Origin of the sequence: Streptomyces sp. NPDC001594 (genome assembly GCF_042893675.1) — a bacterium.
Classification (GTDB): domain Bacteria; phylum Actinomycetota; class Actinomycetes; order Streptomycetales; family Streptomycetaceae; genus Streptomyces.
The window spans coordinates 20,679-36,928 of record NZ_JBIAVB010000011.1 but is presented as its reverse complement, the minus strand read 5'-3'; the positions used below and the strand labels follow the sequence as shown (position 1 = coordinate 36,928).

Below are 16,250 nucleotides of genomic sequence, written 5' to 3'. Positions count from 1 at the left end.
AAGGGGTGAGGTCGGTACGGGGAGGTAGACTTAAGCGTGTCTGGCCGGACGCAAGCCCGCGCATGCCCCGAACGCACCTGTGTGGGGTGCCGGGAGCGAGCGGCCAAGAACGATCTGCTGCGCATCGTGGCGGTCGGGGGCGAGTGCGTCCCCGATCCTCGCGGTACGCTGCCCGGCCGGGGTGCGTACGTGCACCCCGCCGTGGTCTGCCTCGACCAGGCGGTCCGCCGCCGGGCGTTCCCCCGGGCCCTCCGGTCCGCTGGACCGCTCGACACGGAGGGACTGCGCACGGCCCTGGCAGACCGGGCCGTGGCGACACCGTAAGAAGAAGTACGGCACGGATTCCCGTGCGGTCAGGTACCTCGCGAGTTGGAAGTAGGTCGAGATTGCGATGAGCACTCGATGAGTACGCGATGAGTACGCCCATGAAGTAGCGACGGTCCGGCGTAACCCGGACCTAAAAGGAGCGAAGTGGCTAAGGTCCGGGTATACGAACTCGCCAAGGAGTTCGGGGTTGAGAGCAAGGTCGTCATGGCCAAGCTCCAGGAACTCGGTGAATTCGTCCGTTCGGCGTCCTCGACGATCGAGGCGCCGGTTGTACGCAAGTTGACTGACGCACTGCAGGGGCCCGGCGGCAACGCCGGCAAGTCCGCTGCGAAGCCCGGCGCGCCCCGCAAGGCCGCGCCCGCCAAGCCCGCGGCGCCCTCCCCGGCCGCCGCGGCACGTCCCGCCGCCCCCAAGCCCGGCGCACCGGCCCCCAAGCCGGCCGCTGCCGAGGCCCCCGCGGCTTCCGCCCCGGTGACTCCGGCCGCTCCCGGCCCGCGTCCCGGCCCCAAGGCTCCGGCCGCCCCGAAGCCCGCTCCGGCGGCTCCCGTGGCGACCGAGTTCTCCGCGCCCCCGGCCGCCCCCGCGCGTCCGGCCGGCGCCACCCCCGGTCCCCGTCCGGCGCAGCAGCGTCCGGCCGGCCCGGCTCAGGGCGGTGCCCGTCCCGGCGCCCCGCGTCCGGCCGGCGCCACCCCCGGTGCCCAGGCCCCGCGTCCCGGTGCTCCGGCCCCGCGTCCGCAGGGCTCCCGTCCGGCCGGTCCCCGTCCGGGCAACAACCCGTTCACCTCCGGCGGCTCCACCGGCATGGCGCGCCCGCAGGCGCCCCGTCCGGCCGGCGCCCCGCGTCCCGGTGCCCCCGGCGCCGGCGGCGGCCAGGGTGCTCCCCGCCCGCAGGGTGGTCCCGGTGGCGCTCCGCGTCCGCAGGGTCCCGGTGCGGGTCGTCCGACCCCGGGCGGCATGCCCCGTCCGCAGGGCGGCGCTCCGCGTCCGGGCGGTGCTCCCGGTGGCAACCGTCCGAACCCCGGCATGATGCCGCAGCGTCCCGCTGCCGGCGGTCCCGGCCCCCGTCCCGGCGGCGGCCCCCGTCCCGGTCCGGGCGGCGCGGGCCGTCCCGGCGGTCCGGGTCGTCCCGGCGGCGGCGGCTTCGCCGGCCGTCCGGCCGGTCCGGGCTCGCGTCCGGCCGGTGGCGGCTTCGGCGGCCCGCGTCCGGGTGGCGGCGGCTTCGGCGGCGGCCCGGCCGGCGCCGGTGGTGGCGGTCGTCCCGGCTTCGGCGGCCGTCCCGGCGGCCCGGGTGCCCGTGGTGGCACGCAGGGTGCGTTCGGCCGTCCCGGCGGGCCCGCCCGTCGCGGTCGCAAGTCGAAGCGTCAGAGGCGCCAGGAGTACGAGGCCATGCAGGCCCCGTCCGTGGGCGGCGTGATGCTGCCCCGCGGCAACGGCGAGACCGTTCGCCTGTCGCGCGGTGCGTCCCTCACCGACTTCGCGGAGAAGATCAACGCCAACCCGGCGTCGCTGGTCGCGGTCATGATGAACCTCGGCGAGATGGTCACTGCCACGCAGTCCGTCTCCGACGAGACCCTCCAGCTCCTTGCCGGCGAGATGAACTACACCGTTCAGATCGTCAGCCCGGAGGAGGAGGACCGCGAGCTGCTCGAGGGCTTCGACATCGAGTTCGGCGAGGACGAGGGCGGCGAGGAGTTCCTGCTGCCGCGTCCGCCGGTCGTCACCGTCATGGGTCACGTCGACCACGGTAAGACCCGCCTCCTCGACGCCATCCGCAAGACGAACGTCGTCGCGGGCGAGGCCGGCGGCATCACCCAGGGCATCGGCGCCTACCAGGTGGGCACCGAGGTCAACGGTGAAGACCGCAAGATCACCTTCATCGACACCCCGGGTCACGAGGCGTTCACCGCCATGCGTGCCCGTGGTGCGAAGTCGACCGACATCGCGATCCTCGTGGTCGCGGCCAACGACGGCGTCATGCCGCAGACGATCGAGGCGCTCAACCACGCCAAGGCCGCCGGCGTCCCGATCGTCGTCGCGGTCAACAAGATCGACGTCGAGGGTGCCGACCCGGTCAAGGTCCGCGGTCAGCTGACCGAGTTCGGTCTGGTGGCCGAGGAGTACGGCGGCGACACGATGTTCGTCGACATCTCCGCCAAGCAGGGTCTGCACATCGACTCCCTGCTGGAGGCCGTCGTCCTCACCGCCGACGCCTCGCTCGACCTGCGCGCCAACCCGGAGCAGGACGCTCAGGGTATTGCGATCGAGTCCCACCTCGACCGTGGCCGCGGTGCCGTCGCCACCGTCCTCGTCCAGCGCGGTACCCTCCGCGTCGGCGACACGATGGTCGTGGGCGACGCCTACGGCCGCGTGCGCGCCATGCTCGACGACAAGGGCAACAACATCGAGGAAGCGGGTCCGTCGACCCCCGTCCTGGTCCTGGGTCTCACCAACGTCCCCGGCGCCGGCGACAACTTCCTCGTCGTCGACGAGGACCGCACCGCCCGTCAGATCGCCGAGAAGCGTGCTGCGCGTGAGCGCAACGCCAACTTCGCCAAGCGCGTCCGTCGCGTGTCCCTCGAGGACCTCGACTCCGTGCTCAAGGCCGGTCTGGTCCAGGAACTCAACCTCATCATCAAGGGCGACTCGTCCGGTGCGGTCGAGGCCCTGGAGTCCTCGCTGCTCCAGCTCGACGTCGGCGAAGAGGTCGACATCCGCGTCCTGCACCGCGGTGTGGGTGCGGTCACCGAGTCGGACATCTCGCTCGCGATGGGCTCCGACGCCATCGTCATCGGCTACAACGTCCGCGCTGTCGGCCGTGCCGGGCAGATGGCGGACCGCGAGGGCGTCGACGTCCGGTACTACTCGGTGATCTACCAGGCCATCGAGGAGATCGAGGCGGCCCTCAAGGGTCTGCTCAAGCCGGAGTACGAAGAGGTCGAGCTCGGTACGGCGGAGATCCGAGAGATCTTCCGCTCGTCCAAGCTGGGCAACATCGCCGGTGTCCTGGTCCGCTCGGGCGAGGTCAAGCGCAACACCAAGGCGCGGCTCCTGCGCGATGGCAAGGTCATCGCCGAGAACCTCACCATCTCGGGTCTGCGCCGCTTCAAGGACGACGTCACCGAGATCCGCGAAGGCTTCGAGGGCGGTATCAACCTCGGCTCCTTCAACGACATCAAGATCGACGACGTCATCGCGACGTACGAGATGCGCGAGAAGCCGCGCGCGTAAGCGCGAGGCGGTTCGCACCGTGTCGTAACGCGTAACACCGGGGCCGGTCGGCGGAATATCCGTCGATCGGCCCCGGCCGTTGCGTGTACGGTTCTGGTGACCCTGCCGAGCGACGGCCGGCAGGCCACCGAACCCGCACCGGCGGGATATCCGGAACTGCATGTACGTGGGGACTCTGTCCTTCGATCTGCTCCTCGGCGACGTCCATTCGCTGAAGGAGAAACGCTCCGTCGTCCGGCCCATCGTCGCCGAGCTCCAGCGCAAGTTCTCCGTGAGCGCGGCCGAGGTGGGAGACCAGGACCTGCACCGCAGGGCCCGCATAGGGGTCGCCCTGGTGAGCGGGGACGCGGGGTTCGTGTCGGACGTGCTCGACCGCTGTGAGCGGCTGGTCGCGGCGCGTCCGGAAGTGGAGCTGCTGTCCGTCAGGCGGCGGTTCCACGGTGATGAAGACTGATTGCTTGTCTGCAAGGAAGAAGGAGACGGACCAGTGGCCGACAATGCGCGGGCGAAGAAGCTGGCGGACCTCATCCGGGAGGTGGTGGCGCAGAAGCTGCAGCGTGGAGTCAAGGATCCCCGGCTCGGTACGCACGTGACCATCACCGACACCCGGGTCACCGGCGACCTGCGGGAGGCCACGGTCTTCTACACGGTCTACGGCGACGACGAGGACCGTGCCAGCGCGGCAGCGGGCCTGGAGAGCGCCAAGGGCGTACTGCGTTCCGCGGTCGGCCGGGCGGCGGGGACCAAGTTCACGCCCACCCTGACCTTCGTCGCGGACGCCCTCCCGGAGAACGCCAAGACCATCGAGAACCTCCTCGACAAGGCGCGCGCCTCCGACGCCCAGGTGCGCGAGGTCTCCTCCGGCGCCCAGTACGCCGGTGAGGCCGACCCGTACAAGAAGCCGGGCGACGAGGACGACGAGGACGCAGCCGCGGAATGAGCACCGACGCAGGGAAGACTCCGGACGGCCTTGTCATCGTCGACAAGCCGTCCGGCTTCACTTCGCACGACGTGGTCGCCAAGATGCGCGGGATCGCCAAGACCCGCCGCGTCGGCCACGCCGGCACCCTCGACCCCATGGCGACGGGTGTCCTCGTCCTGGGCGTCGAGAAGGCCACCAAGCTCCTCGGCCACCTCGCGCTGACGGAGAAGGAGTACCTCGGGACGATCCGCCTCGGGCAGTACACCCTCACGGACGACGCCGAGGGCGAGATCACCGGGTCCGCCGACGCCTCCGGGGTGACCCGGGAGGCCGTGGACGCGGGGATCGCCAAGCTGACCGGCGACATCATGCAGGTCCCGTCCAAGGTCAGCGCCATCAAGATCAAGGGCGTGCGCTCCTACAAGCGCGCCCGCGACGGCGAGGACTTCGAGATCCCGGCCCGCCCGGTGACCATCTCGTCGTTCCAGGTCTACGACATGCGGGAGGCGGAGGCCGAGGACGGCACCAAGGTCGTCGACCTGGTCGTCTCCGTCGTCTGCTCCAGCGGCACCTACATCCGGGCCCTCGCCCGCGACCTGGGCGCCGACCTGGGTGTCGGCGGCCACCTCACGGCGCTGCGGCGCACGCGGGTGGGCCCGTACAAGCTCGACAAGGCGCGCACGCTGGACCAGCTCCAGGAGGAGCTGACCGTCATGCCGATCGGCGAGGCGGCCGCGGCCGCGTTCGCGCGCTGGGACCTGGACGCCCGGCGGGCCTCGCTGCTCGCCAACGGCGTGCGGATCGACATGCCGGACGAGTACCAGGACGGCCGGACCGTGGCCGTCTACGGGCCGCAGGGCCAGCTGCTCGGGCTCGTGGAGAGCAAGGGCGGCAAGGCGAAGTCCCTCGCGGTCTTCGTCTGATCCGCACCGACCGATCCGCTCCGACGTGGAGCGGTGAGCGCACTCGGACCGCGACCGCCGCTCACCGCTCCACGACCCCCCTCGGGTAGGTCTCTATCCACCCGGAGCCCGTTGTTCACCCGACCGAGCAGGCGCTCGGAGTGAACGGAGGGAGCGTAAGGGGGCGCTTTCGGCCCGCGCGCTTTTCGTCCCGATCTTCACTTGCCTACCGTCATGACCACGGGTCCCGTGGCGGGGGAGTGGTGCGGCGTTGTCGGACGAGGTCACAGCTGGTGCGGGGCGTGCCGGGGCGGCCCCCTGGGGAACGGCGGAGCACCCGGGGGTCGCGGAGCCGCACGCGCCCGCGGAGCCGGTGGAACTCGTCACCGTTCGGGACGCGGCCGGACGGGCCCGCGGGAGCGGGTTCGTCGCCGACGACCGCGGGACGGTGCTGACCGGCCACGAGGCCGTCGAGGGCCTGGACCGGGTCGTGCTGCACGCGCCGGACGGGCGGACCTGGCGGACCGACGGCGCCGACGTCACCCTCCTGCCCGAGCTCGGGCTGGCTCTGGTGCCGAGCGACGGGCTCGGGGTGCGGCCGCTGCCGGTGGCCGGGCGCGGGACCATCCCTTCGGGAACGTACGTGCGCGTCCCCGCGCGGGGCTGGCGCCAGGCCCGGGTGCTCGCGGCGGGGGCGGAGGCCGGCTACACCGCGGCCGGGCGCCGGCTGGTGCTGCCCGTCACCGTGGAGCTGGCGATCGGCACGGACGGCCGGGACGCCCTCCGGCTGGGCGGCGAGGCCTGCGGGGGGCCGGTCCTCGACGCGGAGACCGGAGCGGTGCTCGCGGTACTGGGCACCGCTCTCACCGCGGAGCGCCGCTCCGGCACCTTCGCCGTCCCCCTGCGCGCGGCCGCCGCCACCGCCCCCACGGGCCCCCTGGCGGCCCTGCTGGAGCGCAACGGCGCCACCGTCCCCGGCTACGGGGCCGAACTCAACCTGGCGGGGGCGCTGGAGCTGACCGCGACCACCGTCGGCTCGGCCTTCCCCCCGGCGGTCCTCGCCGGGCCGGAACCGGTGGCACGGCCCGCCCTCGCCGCCGGGCTGGCCGCCTTCACCGCAGGGCAGGACCTCGTCCTCGGCCTCGTCGGCGACCCCGGCACCGGCCGCACCACCGCCCTCGCGGCCCTCGCCGCCGACCGGGCCCGCGGACCCCGCCCCGCCCCCACCCTCTGGCTGCGCGGGGCCGACCTGCGGGCCGACGACGCCTCCCTGGCGGACGCCGTGGAGCGGGCGCTGGCGGAGGCCGTCCGCATCGTCACCGCGGGCGGCGCGCCGACGGGGGCGGCGGCGCGGGAGCCGGCCGCCGAGGGGACGGCCGAGCGCGTGGCCCGGCTGACGGGGGCGGCGGGACGGGCGCTGCTGATCGTGCTGGACGGCCCGGAGGAGATGCCGCCCGCCCTGGCGCACCGGCTCGCGCCGTGGACGGTGTCCACCGCCGCCTGGCTGTGCGGCACCGGCGCCCGGCTGGTGGTCGCCGCCCGGCCCGAGCACTGGGAACTCGCCGGGGCGCTCTACCCGCCGGAGCTGCTGCACACCCCCCGCCACCCCGCCCGGAGGCTGCCGCCCGCGCTGCCCGTCGGGGACCTCACCCCGGCGGAGGCGGACACCGCCCGGGCCCGCCTGGGCCTCCCGGCGGACGCGGTACCGGAGGCCGACGCCCGCCACCCCCTCACCCTCGGCCTGCTCGCGGGGATCCGCGCCGCCGGGGTCACCGGGGGCCGCCCGACCCGCGACGAGGTCTTCGCGGCCCACCTGGACCTCCTGTGCCTCCGGGCTGCCCTGCGCATCACCGCCGCCCCCGGCTCGACCACGGACCCCTTCCGGTCGCCCCCCGGCGGCCCCTCCGGTCCGGCCGGCCCGCACAGTCCGAACCGGAACTCCCGCCGGACCACCCGACCCGGCTCCCCGGTCGGCGGGCGCTCCCCGTCCGCCTGGCCCGGCTCCCCGGTCGGCGGGCCCTCCCCGGCCGCCGGGCCCTTCCCGTCCGCTGGGCACTCCCCGGCCGCCGGGCCCCCGCCGGCACCCGCCCCGGGGACCGGCACCCCACCTGCGGGGGGCCGACCCTCCGGCCCAGGCCCCGGGGCCGCCCCGGCCGGTGGCCCGGCGCGCGACGGGACCGCACGGGCACGGCCGGAGCCGGGGGCCGGTCCCGCCGAACCGGCCGAAGGCGGTGCCCCGGGCTTCCGGTCCGGCGCCGGCGGGCCCTCCGGTTCCCCTCGCGGGGCCGACCCGTCCGCCGGAGCCGCGGACCCGGCCGGCGGGGTGTACGCCCCCGGGGTGCGGCGGCTCGCCGTACGGGTGGCCGGGCGGGTGCACGAGGCCGCCCGGCGGTGCCTCGGGCCCGGACAGGGGCAGCTCGACCGGGCCTCCTTCGAGGAGCTGTTCCCCTGGCGCACCGGCTGGGCCTCCGCCGTCCTCACCGAGGGCCTCCTCGTCCCCGCGGGCCCCGGCTACCGCTTCGCCCACGAGGAGTTCTCCGACTGGCTCCAGGCCTGCCACCTCGACCTCGTCGGCGCCCTCGACTCCCTCGTCCACTCCGGCCCCGCCGCCCCCGGCCCGCCCGTGCCCCGGCACCGGATCGGGCCCGTGCTCGAAGCCCTCCGCCGGCCCCCCTCCGCCGGCACCGCGCAGGAGCCCGCCCGGCTGGTCGACGCCCTGAACGCCTTCGCCGACGCCCCGCCGGGCGAGGTGCACCCCGACCGGGTCTGGTGGGCCGCCCGGCTGCTGCGCGGAACCCTGCTCGGCGCCCCGGACGCCACCGCCCACCTGCCCGTCCTGCACGCCCTCGCCGAGCACGTGGCCCGGACCGGCCCGCAGGACTTCGGCGGCTGGTTCTGGAACCGGCTCCGGCTGCCCGAGTCCGACCGGCTCGACCTGCTGCGCCGCCTGCTGCCCTCAGACCACCGCTACCTCGAAGCCGCCGGACGCCGCCTCACCCGCGCCCCGCACATCGTCCTGCCCCTCCTGTGCACCTGGTTCACCGACGAACGCCGACTGCGCGGCCGCCCCGGAGCCACCGTGGCCACCGCCGCCCAGGCGCTCCTGCACACCCACCGCGCCCTCGCCCCCGACGACCTGACCGAGGCCCTCGTCGACGCCGCCCACCCCCGCGCCGACGAACTCCTCGCCGTCCTCGCCGAAGACGAGCCCTCCGCGATGTCCCGCGCCGTCGACCGCTGGGCCCACGACGACCGCCCGGGCCGCCGCGTGGCCGCCGCCGCGTACGGGCTCGCCACCGCCCCGCACGTGCGGACCCCCGCCGACCGCGAAGTGCTGCGCCACGCCGCCGAGGCGCTCCTCGCCCGCCCCGGCGACCTCCCCCTGCACGGCAGCGCCCTCGGGATGCTGCTGCGCGACCCCCAGGCCCGCGCCCGCCACCTGACCGACGCCCTCGACTGCTTCCGCGACCCGGACCGCGGCTCCCGGCTGCCCGCCTCCGCCCTGGTCGCGGCCCTGCCCGTACTGCCCGACCCGGACGCGGTGTTCGACGCCCTGCGGGCCCGCGCGGACGGGGAGGTGCTGCGCGCCCTGGCTGCCCTGACCACCCCCGCGCTGGCCCGCCGCGCCGGTGACCTCGTACGGGAGCACCTCGCGCGGCACCCCGCCGACGCCCCGCACGCGGCCGCCTTCGTCGACCGGCGCCTGGAGCAGGGCCCGGCCGCCGCCCCCGTGCTGCGCCCGCTGGTCCTGGCCCTGCTGCGGACCGCCCCGCCGCCGGTACGGGCCGCGCTGGCCGGCGTACTCGCGGCGCCCGGCGGCGAGCCCGGCTCGGTGCTGCGGGCCGAGCTGGCCGAGACCCTGCTGCGCGAGGAGCCCGACCCGCAGGTGCTCGGCGCCTTCCTGACGGCCCTCGCCGCGGCCGCCCGCGCCCGCCCCGAGGACCGCACCCGCGAGCTGCTCCGCCGTACCGGCCGGCAGCTGCTGCGGACCCCGGGCGGGCCCGAGGTGTTCGAGCAGCGCACCGTGGAGCTGGCCCGCGCCGACCCGGTCTTCGGGGCCCTGGTGGCCCGCTGGCTCGCCGAGTCCGCGGCGGAGGCCGCGGCCCTGCTCGGACCGGGCGCCCGCCGCACCGTGGAGACCCTCAGCCGATCCGCCCCCCACGTCACCTGAGCGGACTCCGATGCGGGGACCGGGCCACCGGCATGGCAGTCTTAGACCTGCAATCGGCAATCCCGTACAGGGACTACAAGGGTTCGGGCGAGGAGCGGTCACAGTGCAGCGCTGGCGTGGCTTGGAGGACATCCCCCAGGACTGGGGACGCAGCGTCGTCACCATCGGCTCCTACGACGGTGTGCACCGCGGACACCAGCTGATCATCGGACGGGCCGTGGCGAAGGCCCGCGCCCTGGGCGTGCCGTCGGTCGTCGTGACCTTCAGCCCGCACCCCAGCGAGGTCGTGCGCCCCGGCAGCCACCCGCCGATCCTGGCCCCCTACGACCGCCGCGCCGAACTGATGGCCGGCCTCGGCGTCGACGCGCTGCTGATCCTGCCCTTCACGGCGGAGTTCTCCCAGCTGTCCCCGGCCGACTTCATCGTCAAGGTGCTGGTCGACAAGCTGCACGCGCGCGCCGTCATCGAGGGCCCCAACTTCCGCTTCGGGCACCGGGCCGCCGGGAACGTCGACTTCCTGCGCGAGCTGGGCTCCACCTACGACTACGAGGTCGAGGTCGTGGACCTGGTCGAGCGCGGCGAGGCGGGCGGCGGCGTGCCGTTCTCCTCCACCCTGGCGCGCAGGCTCGTCGCCGAGGGCGACATGGAGGGCGCCGCCGAGATCCTGGGCCGCCCGCACCGGGTCGAGGGCGTCGTGGTGCGCGGTGCGCAGCGCGGGCGCGAACTCGGCTACCCGACGGCCAACGTGGAGACGGCGCCGCACACCGCGATCCCGGCCGACGGGGTGTACGCGGGGTGGCTGACGGCGGACGGCGAGCGGATGCCGGCGGCGATCTCGGTCGGCACGAACGTGCAGTTCGACGCGACCGAGCGGACCGTGGAGGCCTACGCGATCGACCGCGTCGGGCTCGACCTGTACGGCAAGCAGGTGGCGGTGGACTTCCTCGCGTACGTGCGCGGGATGGCGAAGTTCGAGTCGCTCGACGGCCTGCTGGAGGCCATCGCCGACGACGTGAAGCGGGCGCGCGCCCTGACGGACGCCTCCGACGCGGCACGCCGCTGAGGGGCCGGCGCCCCCGCCCCTGACACGCCGGAGGGCCCCTACCGTCCCGGGACGGCAGGGGCCCTCCGGCGTTCGCCCCGCCTCAGCCGAGCCGCGGGTCGCGCGGGGGCTGCCCGGGCTGCTGCGGAGCCGGGGCCTGCGGCCAGGGCTGCCCGGGCTGCGGGTAGGGCTGCTGCCCGTACGGCTGCTGGTACGGCCCCTGGGGCTGCTGCTGCGGCGGCTGGGGCTGGGGCTGCTGGGGCGGGGCGTACTGCTGGGGCTGCTGGAGCGCGCCCCACTGCCCCTGCGCGGTCTGCTGCTGGGCCCGTACGAAGTCCTCCGCGACCAGGGCGGAGAGGTTGAAGTACGCCTCCCGCGTCTTGGGCCGCATCAGGTCGAGGTCCACCTCCGCGCCGGCCGCGAGGTGCTCGTCGAACGGCACCACGACGACACCCCGGCAGCGGGTCTCGAAGTGCTGCACGATGTCCTCGACCTTGATCATCTTGGCGGTCTCGCGGACCCCGGAGATGACGGTGATCGAGCGCGAGACGAGATCCGCGTAACCGTGGGCGGAGAGCCAGTCGAGCGTGGTGCTCGCGCTGCTGGCGCCGTCCACGGACGGGGTGGAGATGATGATCAGCTGATCGGCCAGGTCCAGGACCCCGCGCATGGCGGAGTACAGGAGCCCGGTGCCCGAGTCGGTGAGGATGATCGGGTACTGGCGGCCGAGGGTCTCTATGACGCGGCGGTAGTCCTCGTCGTTGAAGGTCGTCGAGACCGCCGGGTCCACGTCGTTGGCGATGATCTCCAGCCCGGAGGGCGCCTGCGAGGTGAACCGCCGGATGTCCATGTACGAGTGCAGGTACGGGATCGCCTGGACCAGGTCCCGGATCGTCGCACCGGTCTCGCGCCGGACGCGCCGGCCCAGGGTGCCGGCGTCGGGGTTAGCGTCGATGGCCAGGATCTTGTCCTGCCGCTCGGTGGCCAGCGTCGCGCCGAGGGCGGTGGTCGTCGTGGTCTTGCCGACGCCGCCCTTGAGGCTGATCACGGCGATCCGGTAGCAGGACATCACCGGCGTCCGGATCAGCTCCAGCTTCCGCTGGCGGTCGGCCTCGGCCGCCTTCCCGCCGAACCGGAACCCGGAGCGGGTGGGCCGCGGCTTCTGCTTGGCCCGGATCAGGCGGTCGGAGGACAGCTCGACGGCAGCGGTGTACCCCAACGGCGCACCGGGCCCCTGGGCGGCCGGCTGCTGCTGGTACGGCCCCTGCGGAGCCTGCCCCTGCTGCGGCGCCACCCCGTACGGCTGCGGCTGCGCGCCGACGGGCGGGAACCCGTACCCCTGCGGCGCGGCAGCCTGCGGGCCGGGTGCGTGCGGTGTGGCGTCCTGGGGTGTGCCGCCCTGCGGGAATCCGTACCCCTGCGGGGTGGGTGCCTGCGGTGCGGGTGCCTGGGGTGCGGCACCCTGTGGGGCGTCGTCCTGGGGTGTGCCGCTGTGCGGGAATCCGTACCCCTGCGGGCCGGGTGCCTGGGGTGCGGTTGCGTGCGGTGCGGCACCCTGTGGGGCGGCGTCCTGCGGTGTGCCACCCTGCGGGAATCCGTACCCCTGCGGTGCGGCGTCCTGTGGTGCGGCACCTTGCCGTGCGGTGTCCTGGGGTGCGGCCCCCTGCGGTGCTGCCCCCTGCGGTGCTGCTCCCTGCGGGAATCCGTACCCCTGGGGGCCAGGTGCCTGGGGTGCGGCGTCCTGGGGTGCGGCACCTTGCGGTGCGGTGTCCTGGGGTGTGCCGCCCTGCGGGAATCCGTGCCCCTGGGGGCCGGGTGCCTGCGGTGCGGCACCTTGCGGTGCGGCGTCCTGCGGGAACCCGTACCCCTGGGGCGGGCCGGAGGTGAAGGCGGGCGGCAGCGGCGGCAGTGCCCCGCCTCCCCCGAAGGGTGCGTCGGCAACGGCCACCCCCTCGGCCGGAGTGGCGGTCCGCCCCCCGTCCCCCTGGACCGGGGCGGGCGCCCCCGCGGCGTCGCCGACCCCGCCGATGGGCGCGGCCGACGGGAACCCCGGGCCGGCATCCGCAGCCTGCCGGACACCCGGCACAGCCGCGGGCGACGCGTCCCCCGGCCCCGCCGCCGCATCGGCGACCGAAGCCGCAGGCGGCTGCCCGACCGGAACGGCGTCGGCCGGCGGCTGCGCAGCGGGCTGCACCACCGGAGCCACAGGCGGCTGCGCCGACGGAGCGGCCGGAACCGGATCCGCCGACCCGGCCGGGAGACCAGGGGCGCTCTCGCCGAGGGAAGCAGCGGCCGAAGGCTCCACGGCGGGGGCAGCCGCCGATCCGCCAACGGCACCGTCCGGGCCAGGCACAGCCGCATCGGCGGCAGGCGGGAACACGGGGTCGGCCGCGACGGACATCGGCGGCACGGTGGGCACGGCGAACGGCGCAGCAGCCGCAGGCCTCGCAGGCCCGCCCGCCTCACCGGCCGCCCCCGCAGGCGCGGCCGACTCGGCATCCACGCCCGCCGGAAGCGACGCCCCAGACGGAGCAACGGACTCGGCACCGGCACTCGCCGGGAACGGGGCCACAGCCGGAGTACCGGACTCGGCACCGGCCGCCCCCCGGAACGGGGCCGCAGGCGGGCCAGCCGACTCGGCCCCCGCGCCCGCCGGGAACGGCGCCGCAGGCGGGCCAGCCGACTCGGCACCGGCACCCCCCGGGGACGCGGCCGCAGGCGCGGCAACGGGCTCGGCACCACGAGGCATCGGCGGCGTACCCGCAGGGAACGCCGGAGGCACGGCTGCGCCCGGCTGCGCCCCCGAGGCCGTAGGCACGGCTGCGCCCGGCTCGGCCCCCGGCAACGGCGCACCGGCGTCACCGCGCGCCCCCGGCGGAGCGATCCGCATCGTCGGGGGCGAGACCACGTCCGCCGGCCGATGGGGCTCGAAACCACTGCCCTCGGGCAGCCCCGGCACCCCCGCAGCCGGCGCGGGCGGCGGGCTCTGCGTGTACCAGGCCGGCGGGGTGTAGTCGATGGTGAACTCGCCCGTCACATCGGGCTCCGCGTCGGACTGATCGTCCGTCGGGACATCCCACGTCCCGCCGCGCCTCTCGTTCCGATCGCCGCTCACTGATCCTCCTGGTCTGTCGCACACCGGTCAGGCGCCCACACAAGACGCCGCGCCCGCGCTCAGCCTAATCGCGCTCCGTGCTCGAAAGCCCCGGAGGTCGCGCCCCCACACGTCCTGCCTACAGGCCCCCCGGCCCCTGAGCAACCATCACCGGACGTCACCCAGGACGGCCGTCGCACACCGAGACGGGAGAAGCGCGTAGCGATCCGACGCGCATCGCCCTCCCGGACGGCATGCAGGTCGGCCCGTACGCCCGGCGAGGCGACCCCCGACCACCCCGCCCCCCGTAACACCGCCTCAGTCGATCCGCCGCGCAGCCCCCAACAACCCGGTCTCCGTCTCCGTCGCCTGCGTCATCACGAACTTCCGGTCCCGGGGCGTGCACCACAGCGTCACCCCGTCCCCCAGCGTCGGCAGCGAGTCCACCGCCGCCCTGGGCAGCCGCATCAGCGCGCCCACCTGCTCCGCCTCATCGGGGGACACCCTCTGCACCCCCACCAGCGCGGAGTTCCGCAGCAGCCGCGGCGCCGTCGGGCTCAGGTACGGCAGCAGGGTCAGCACCGACTGCCACGGCCCCGCCACCACCCGCCCCCGCGGCGGCCGCATCCCGCAGTCCCGGACCACCAGGACCGGACTGCCCGCCGAAGCGCCCTGCGGAGGCACCCGGCCCACCTCGTGCAGCGTCACGCACTGCTGCCCGCCACCGGCCGCCCGGGCCAGCTCGTTCCACACCTGCGCGCGCCCCGTCTCCACCGCGACACGGGCCCCGGTGGCGGCGGTGCGCAGCGCCAGCACCTGGGCGGTCCACAAGCCGCCGATCAGCGTGACCTCGTACGGGGTGGGCCGGTTCACGCCCAGCACCGCCGACCGCCCCTCGGCATCCACGCCGATGACGACCCCGTCATCGCCGACGGGCACCGCCAGCGCGTCCAGATCCGCCGCGGGCACCACATGCCGCTCCCGACGCGGCCCGACCAACCCGAACCCGCCCCTCACAGCACGCCACCCCAAACCACACCCGCACCCGCACCCACAACACCCACGCCCAACCCCCTCACCGCGCCCCGCCCAACGGCAGCGAGGCCAGCAGCCCGGGCACCTGCTCCCGGTCCAGCCGGACCAGCCCGGTCCGCACCCCCCGGGCCGTCCGCTCGAGCTCCCGCCGGGCCGCGACGAGTTCCTCGTCGCTGCGCCCCGTCACCCGTACGTGTCCCGTCAACGCCACGCCCTGCCGCCCGGCCGGGGCCATCGTCAGGCTGAAGTTCGTCGCCAGCGCGGGCAGCGAGGTCAGCAGCGCCGCGAGCTGCGGCAGTGCCGCCCCCGCGCCGCCCAGCTGCGGCCAGCGGGCTATCCAGTAGGTGGTGTGGCGCCGGTCGTCGCAGCGCCAGGTGCGCGGGGTCTCCTCCGTACGCCGTCCCGTGCTCGCCGACCGCCCGGCCTGCGTGATCGCCATCGGGTTCGCGCACGACGAGGTCGCCAGCGCGCCCGTCAGCTCCTGCTCCGTCAGCACCGTGGCCCGGAACCCCGCCCCCGTCAGCCGGCTCACCAGCTGGTCCGCCGCCCGCACCACGCACCGCTGCGCCCCCGCGAGCCCTCCGCCGCGCGCGGCGACCGCCTCGGGGCACAGCTCCGGGTCGAGCTTGAGGGCGATCCACGTCAGCCGCACCGCCGGGGTCCCCGTCCGCGCCTGGAGCGGGGCGTAGTTGCGCGCCGCCACCGACTGCGCCGGCAGGTGCGGGGCGGGGGCCGGCTGGGTGTGCTGCACCACCTGCGCCGACTCCAGCCGGATCCCGTCCACCTCCAGGACGTCCCGCACCGCGGACAGCGGCAGCGGCCGCGCCGTGCGCTCCGGCCGCAGGGCGGTGGCGTCCATGTCCACCTGGACCACCGCCGTCAGGAACGTCCCGTCGCCGACCAGCCCGACCGGACGCCGGTCCCGGCCGCCGAAGGCCGTGGTCCGCAGCGCCGGATCGGCCTCGACCAGCGGTGCGAGCCCCGGCTCGGTGCCCGCGGGCACGGTCGCGGTCGCGGCCCTGCGCCGCCGGGCGCGCAGCGCGAGCGCACCGCCGATCCACTCGGGCAGGGAGCGCTGGTGGCGCCGTACGAGGGCGAGCAGCACCAGGGCCAGCGCGACCACTCCGGCGGGCATCAGCAGCATCGGCTCCACCACCCAGGCCACGAGCAGCGCGGCGGCGGCGAGTTGGAGCAGCACGAGCTGTTGCAGCCGGAGCGGCCCGAACCGGCCGGGGCTCGGCCTCGGATGCGGTGTGACCCCGCCGCGGCCGGCGGCCTGCGGCGCGCCCCCGCCGCTTCCGGTCGTCGCTGCCTCGGCCGCCTGCGGCGCCGTCGCGGTGGCCCCCACCGGCGTACCTCCCCAACTCATGCGCGGAACAAAGAAGTCCGGTCACCGTACGGCCCAGGCCGCCCGACGGCGGAATCCCCCCACCGGACCCCACCCCACACCAGCCGATCCCCCGTCAACAGGCATAGTAGGTCCCCGGTCCGACAACCAAGGGCCCGGGGAACGGCCCCACCGGGCCGCA

General features: G+C 75.6%; 10 protein-coding genes and 1 pseudogene. 7 read left to right on the top strand and 4 right to left on the bottom strand.

Translation table 11 applies throughout. The features are described 5' to 3' along the window. Positions 1-36: 36 nt before the first annotated feature. From ACFY0O_RS22065 to ACFY0O_RS22035, 7 genes are all read left to right on the top strand, one after another. The gene (locus ACFY0O_RS22065) at positions 37-324 is read left to right on the top strand and encodes a YlxR family protein (RefSeq protein WP_388948968.1); all 288 of its coding nucleotides are present in this window, start codon (positions 37-39) and stop codon (positions 322-324) included. Positions 325-471: 147 nt separating this feature from the next. Next, positions 472-3,555 carry a translation initiation factor IF-2 gene (gene infB, locus ACFY0O_RS22060; protein WP_358892639.1) on the top strand — a complete coding sequence of 1,028 codons (3,084 nt, stop codon included), beginning with the start codon at positions 472-474 and terminating at the stop codon, positions 3,553-3,555. A gap of 160 nt (positions 3,556-3,715) precedes the next feature. Further along, positions 3,716-4,009: a DUF503 domain-containing protein gene (locus tag ACFY0O_RS22055; RefSeq protein WP_030227569.1), complete on the top strand. Its 294-nt coding sequence runs from the start codon at positions 3,716-3,718 to the stop codon at positions 4,007-4,009. Positions 4,010-4,042: 33 nt separating this feature from the next. Next, entirely contained in the window at positions 4,043-4,495 is a 453-nt protein-coding gene (gene rbfA / locus ACFY0O_RS22050; RefSeq protein WP_358892638.1) for a 30S ribosome-binding factor RbfA, read from the top strand. Beyond that, on the top strand, positions 4,492-5,400 hold the full coding sequence (gene truB / locus ACFY0O_RS22045; RefSeq protein ID WP_388948963.1) for a tRNA pseudouridine(55) synthase TruB: 909 nt from the start codon (positions 4,492-4,494) through the stop codon (positions 5,398-5,400). The genes rbfA and truB overlap by 4 nt, the downstream gene beginning before the upstream one ends. Positions 5,401-5,752: 352 nt before the next feature. After that, positions 5,753-9,550: a hypothetical protein gene (locus tag ACFY0O_RS22040; RefSeq protein WP_388948960.1), complete on the top strand. Its 3,798-nt coding sequence runs from the start codon at positions 5,753-5,755 to the stop codon at positions 9,548-9,550. A gap of 103 nt (positions 9,551-9,653) precedes the next feature. Beyond that, positions 9,654-10,613 carry a bifunctional riboflavin kinase/FAD synthetase gene (locus ACFY0O_RS22035; protein WP_388948957.1) on the top strand — a complete coding sequence of 320 codons (960 nt, stop codon included), beginning with the start codon at positions 9,654-9,656 and terminating at the stop codon, positions 10,611-10,613. Positions 10,614-10,695: 82 nt separating this feature from the next. Here the strand turns inward: ACFY0O_RS22035 and ACFY0O_RS22030 are convergent, their stop codons facing one another. The 4 genes and pseudogenes from ACFY0O_RS22030 to eccE all read right to left on the bottom strand — a co-directional run bounded on the left by ACFY0O_RS22030 (position 10,696) and on the right by eccE (position 16,090). After that, entirely contained in the window at positions 10,696-11,886 is a 1,191-nt protein-coding gene (locus tag ACFY0O_RS22030; protein WP_388949446.1) for a MinD/ParA family protein, read from the bottom strand. 1,701 nt (positions 11,887-13,587) lie between these two features. Beyond that, a pseudogene (locus ACFY0O_RS22025) lies at positions 13,588-13,707 on the bottom strand (SCO5717 family growth-regulating ATPase); the annotation flags it as partial. Positions 13,708-14,004: 297 nt separating this feature from the next. Beyond that, entirely contained in the window at positions 14,005-14,718 is a 714-nt protein-coding gene (locus ACFY0O_RS22020; RefSeq protein WP_388948954.1) for a hypothetical protein, read from the bottom strand. Positions 14,719-14,761: 43 nt separating this feature from the next. Further along, positions 14,762-16,090 (bottom strand): type VII secretion protein EccE, encoded by a 1,329-nt coding sequence (gene eccE / locus ACFY0O_RS22015; protein WP_388948951.1) that lies wholly within the window; start codon positions 16,088-16,090, stop codon positions 14,762-14,764. Between the last annotated feature and the right edge of the window lie 160 nt (positions 16,091-16,250).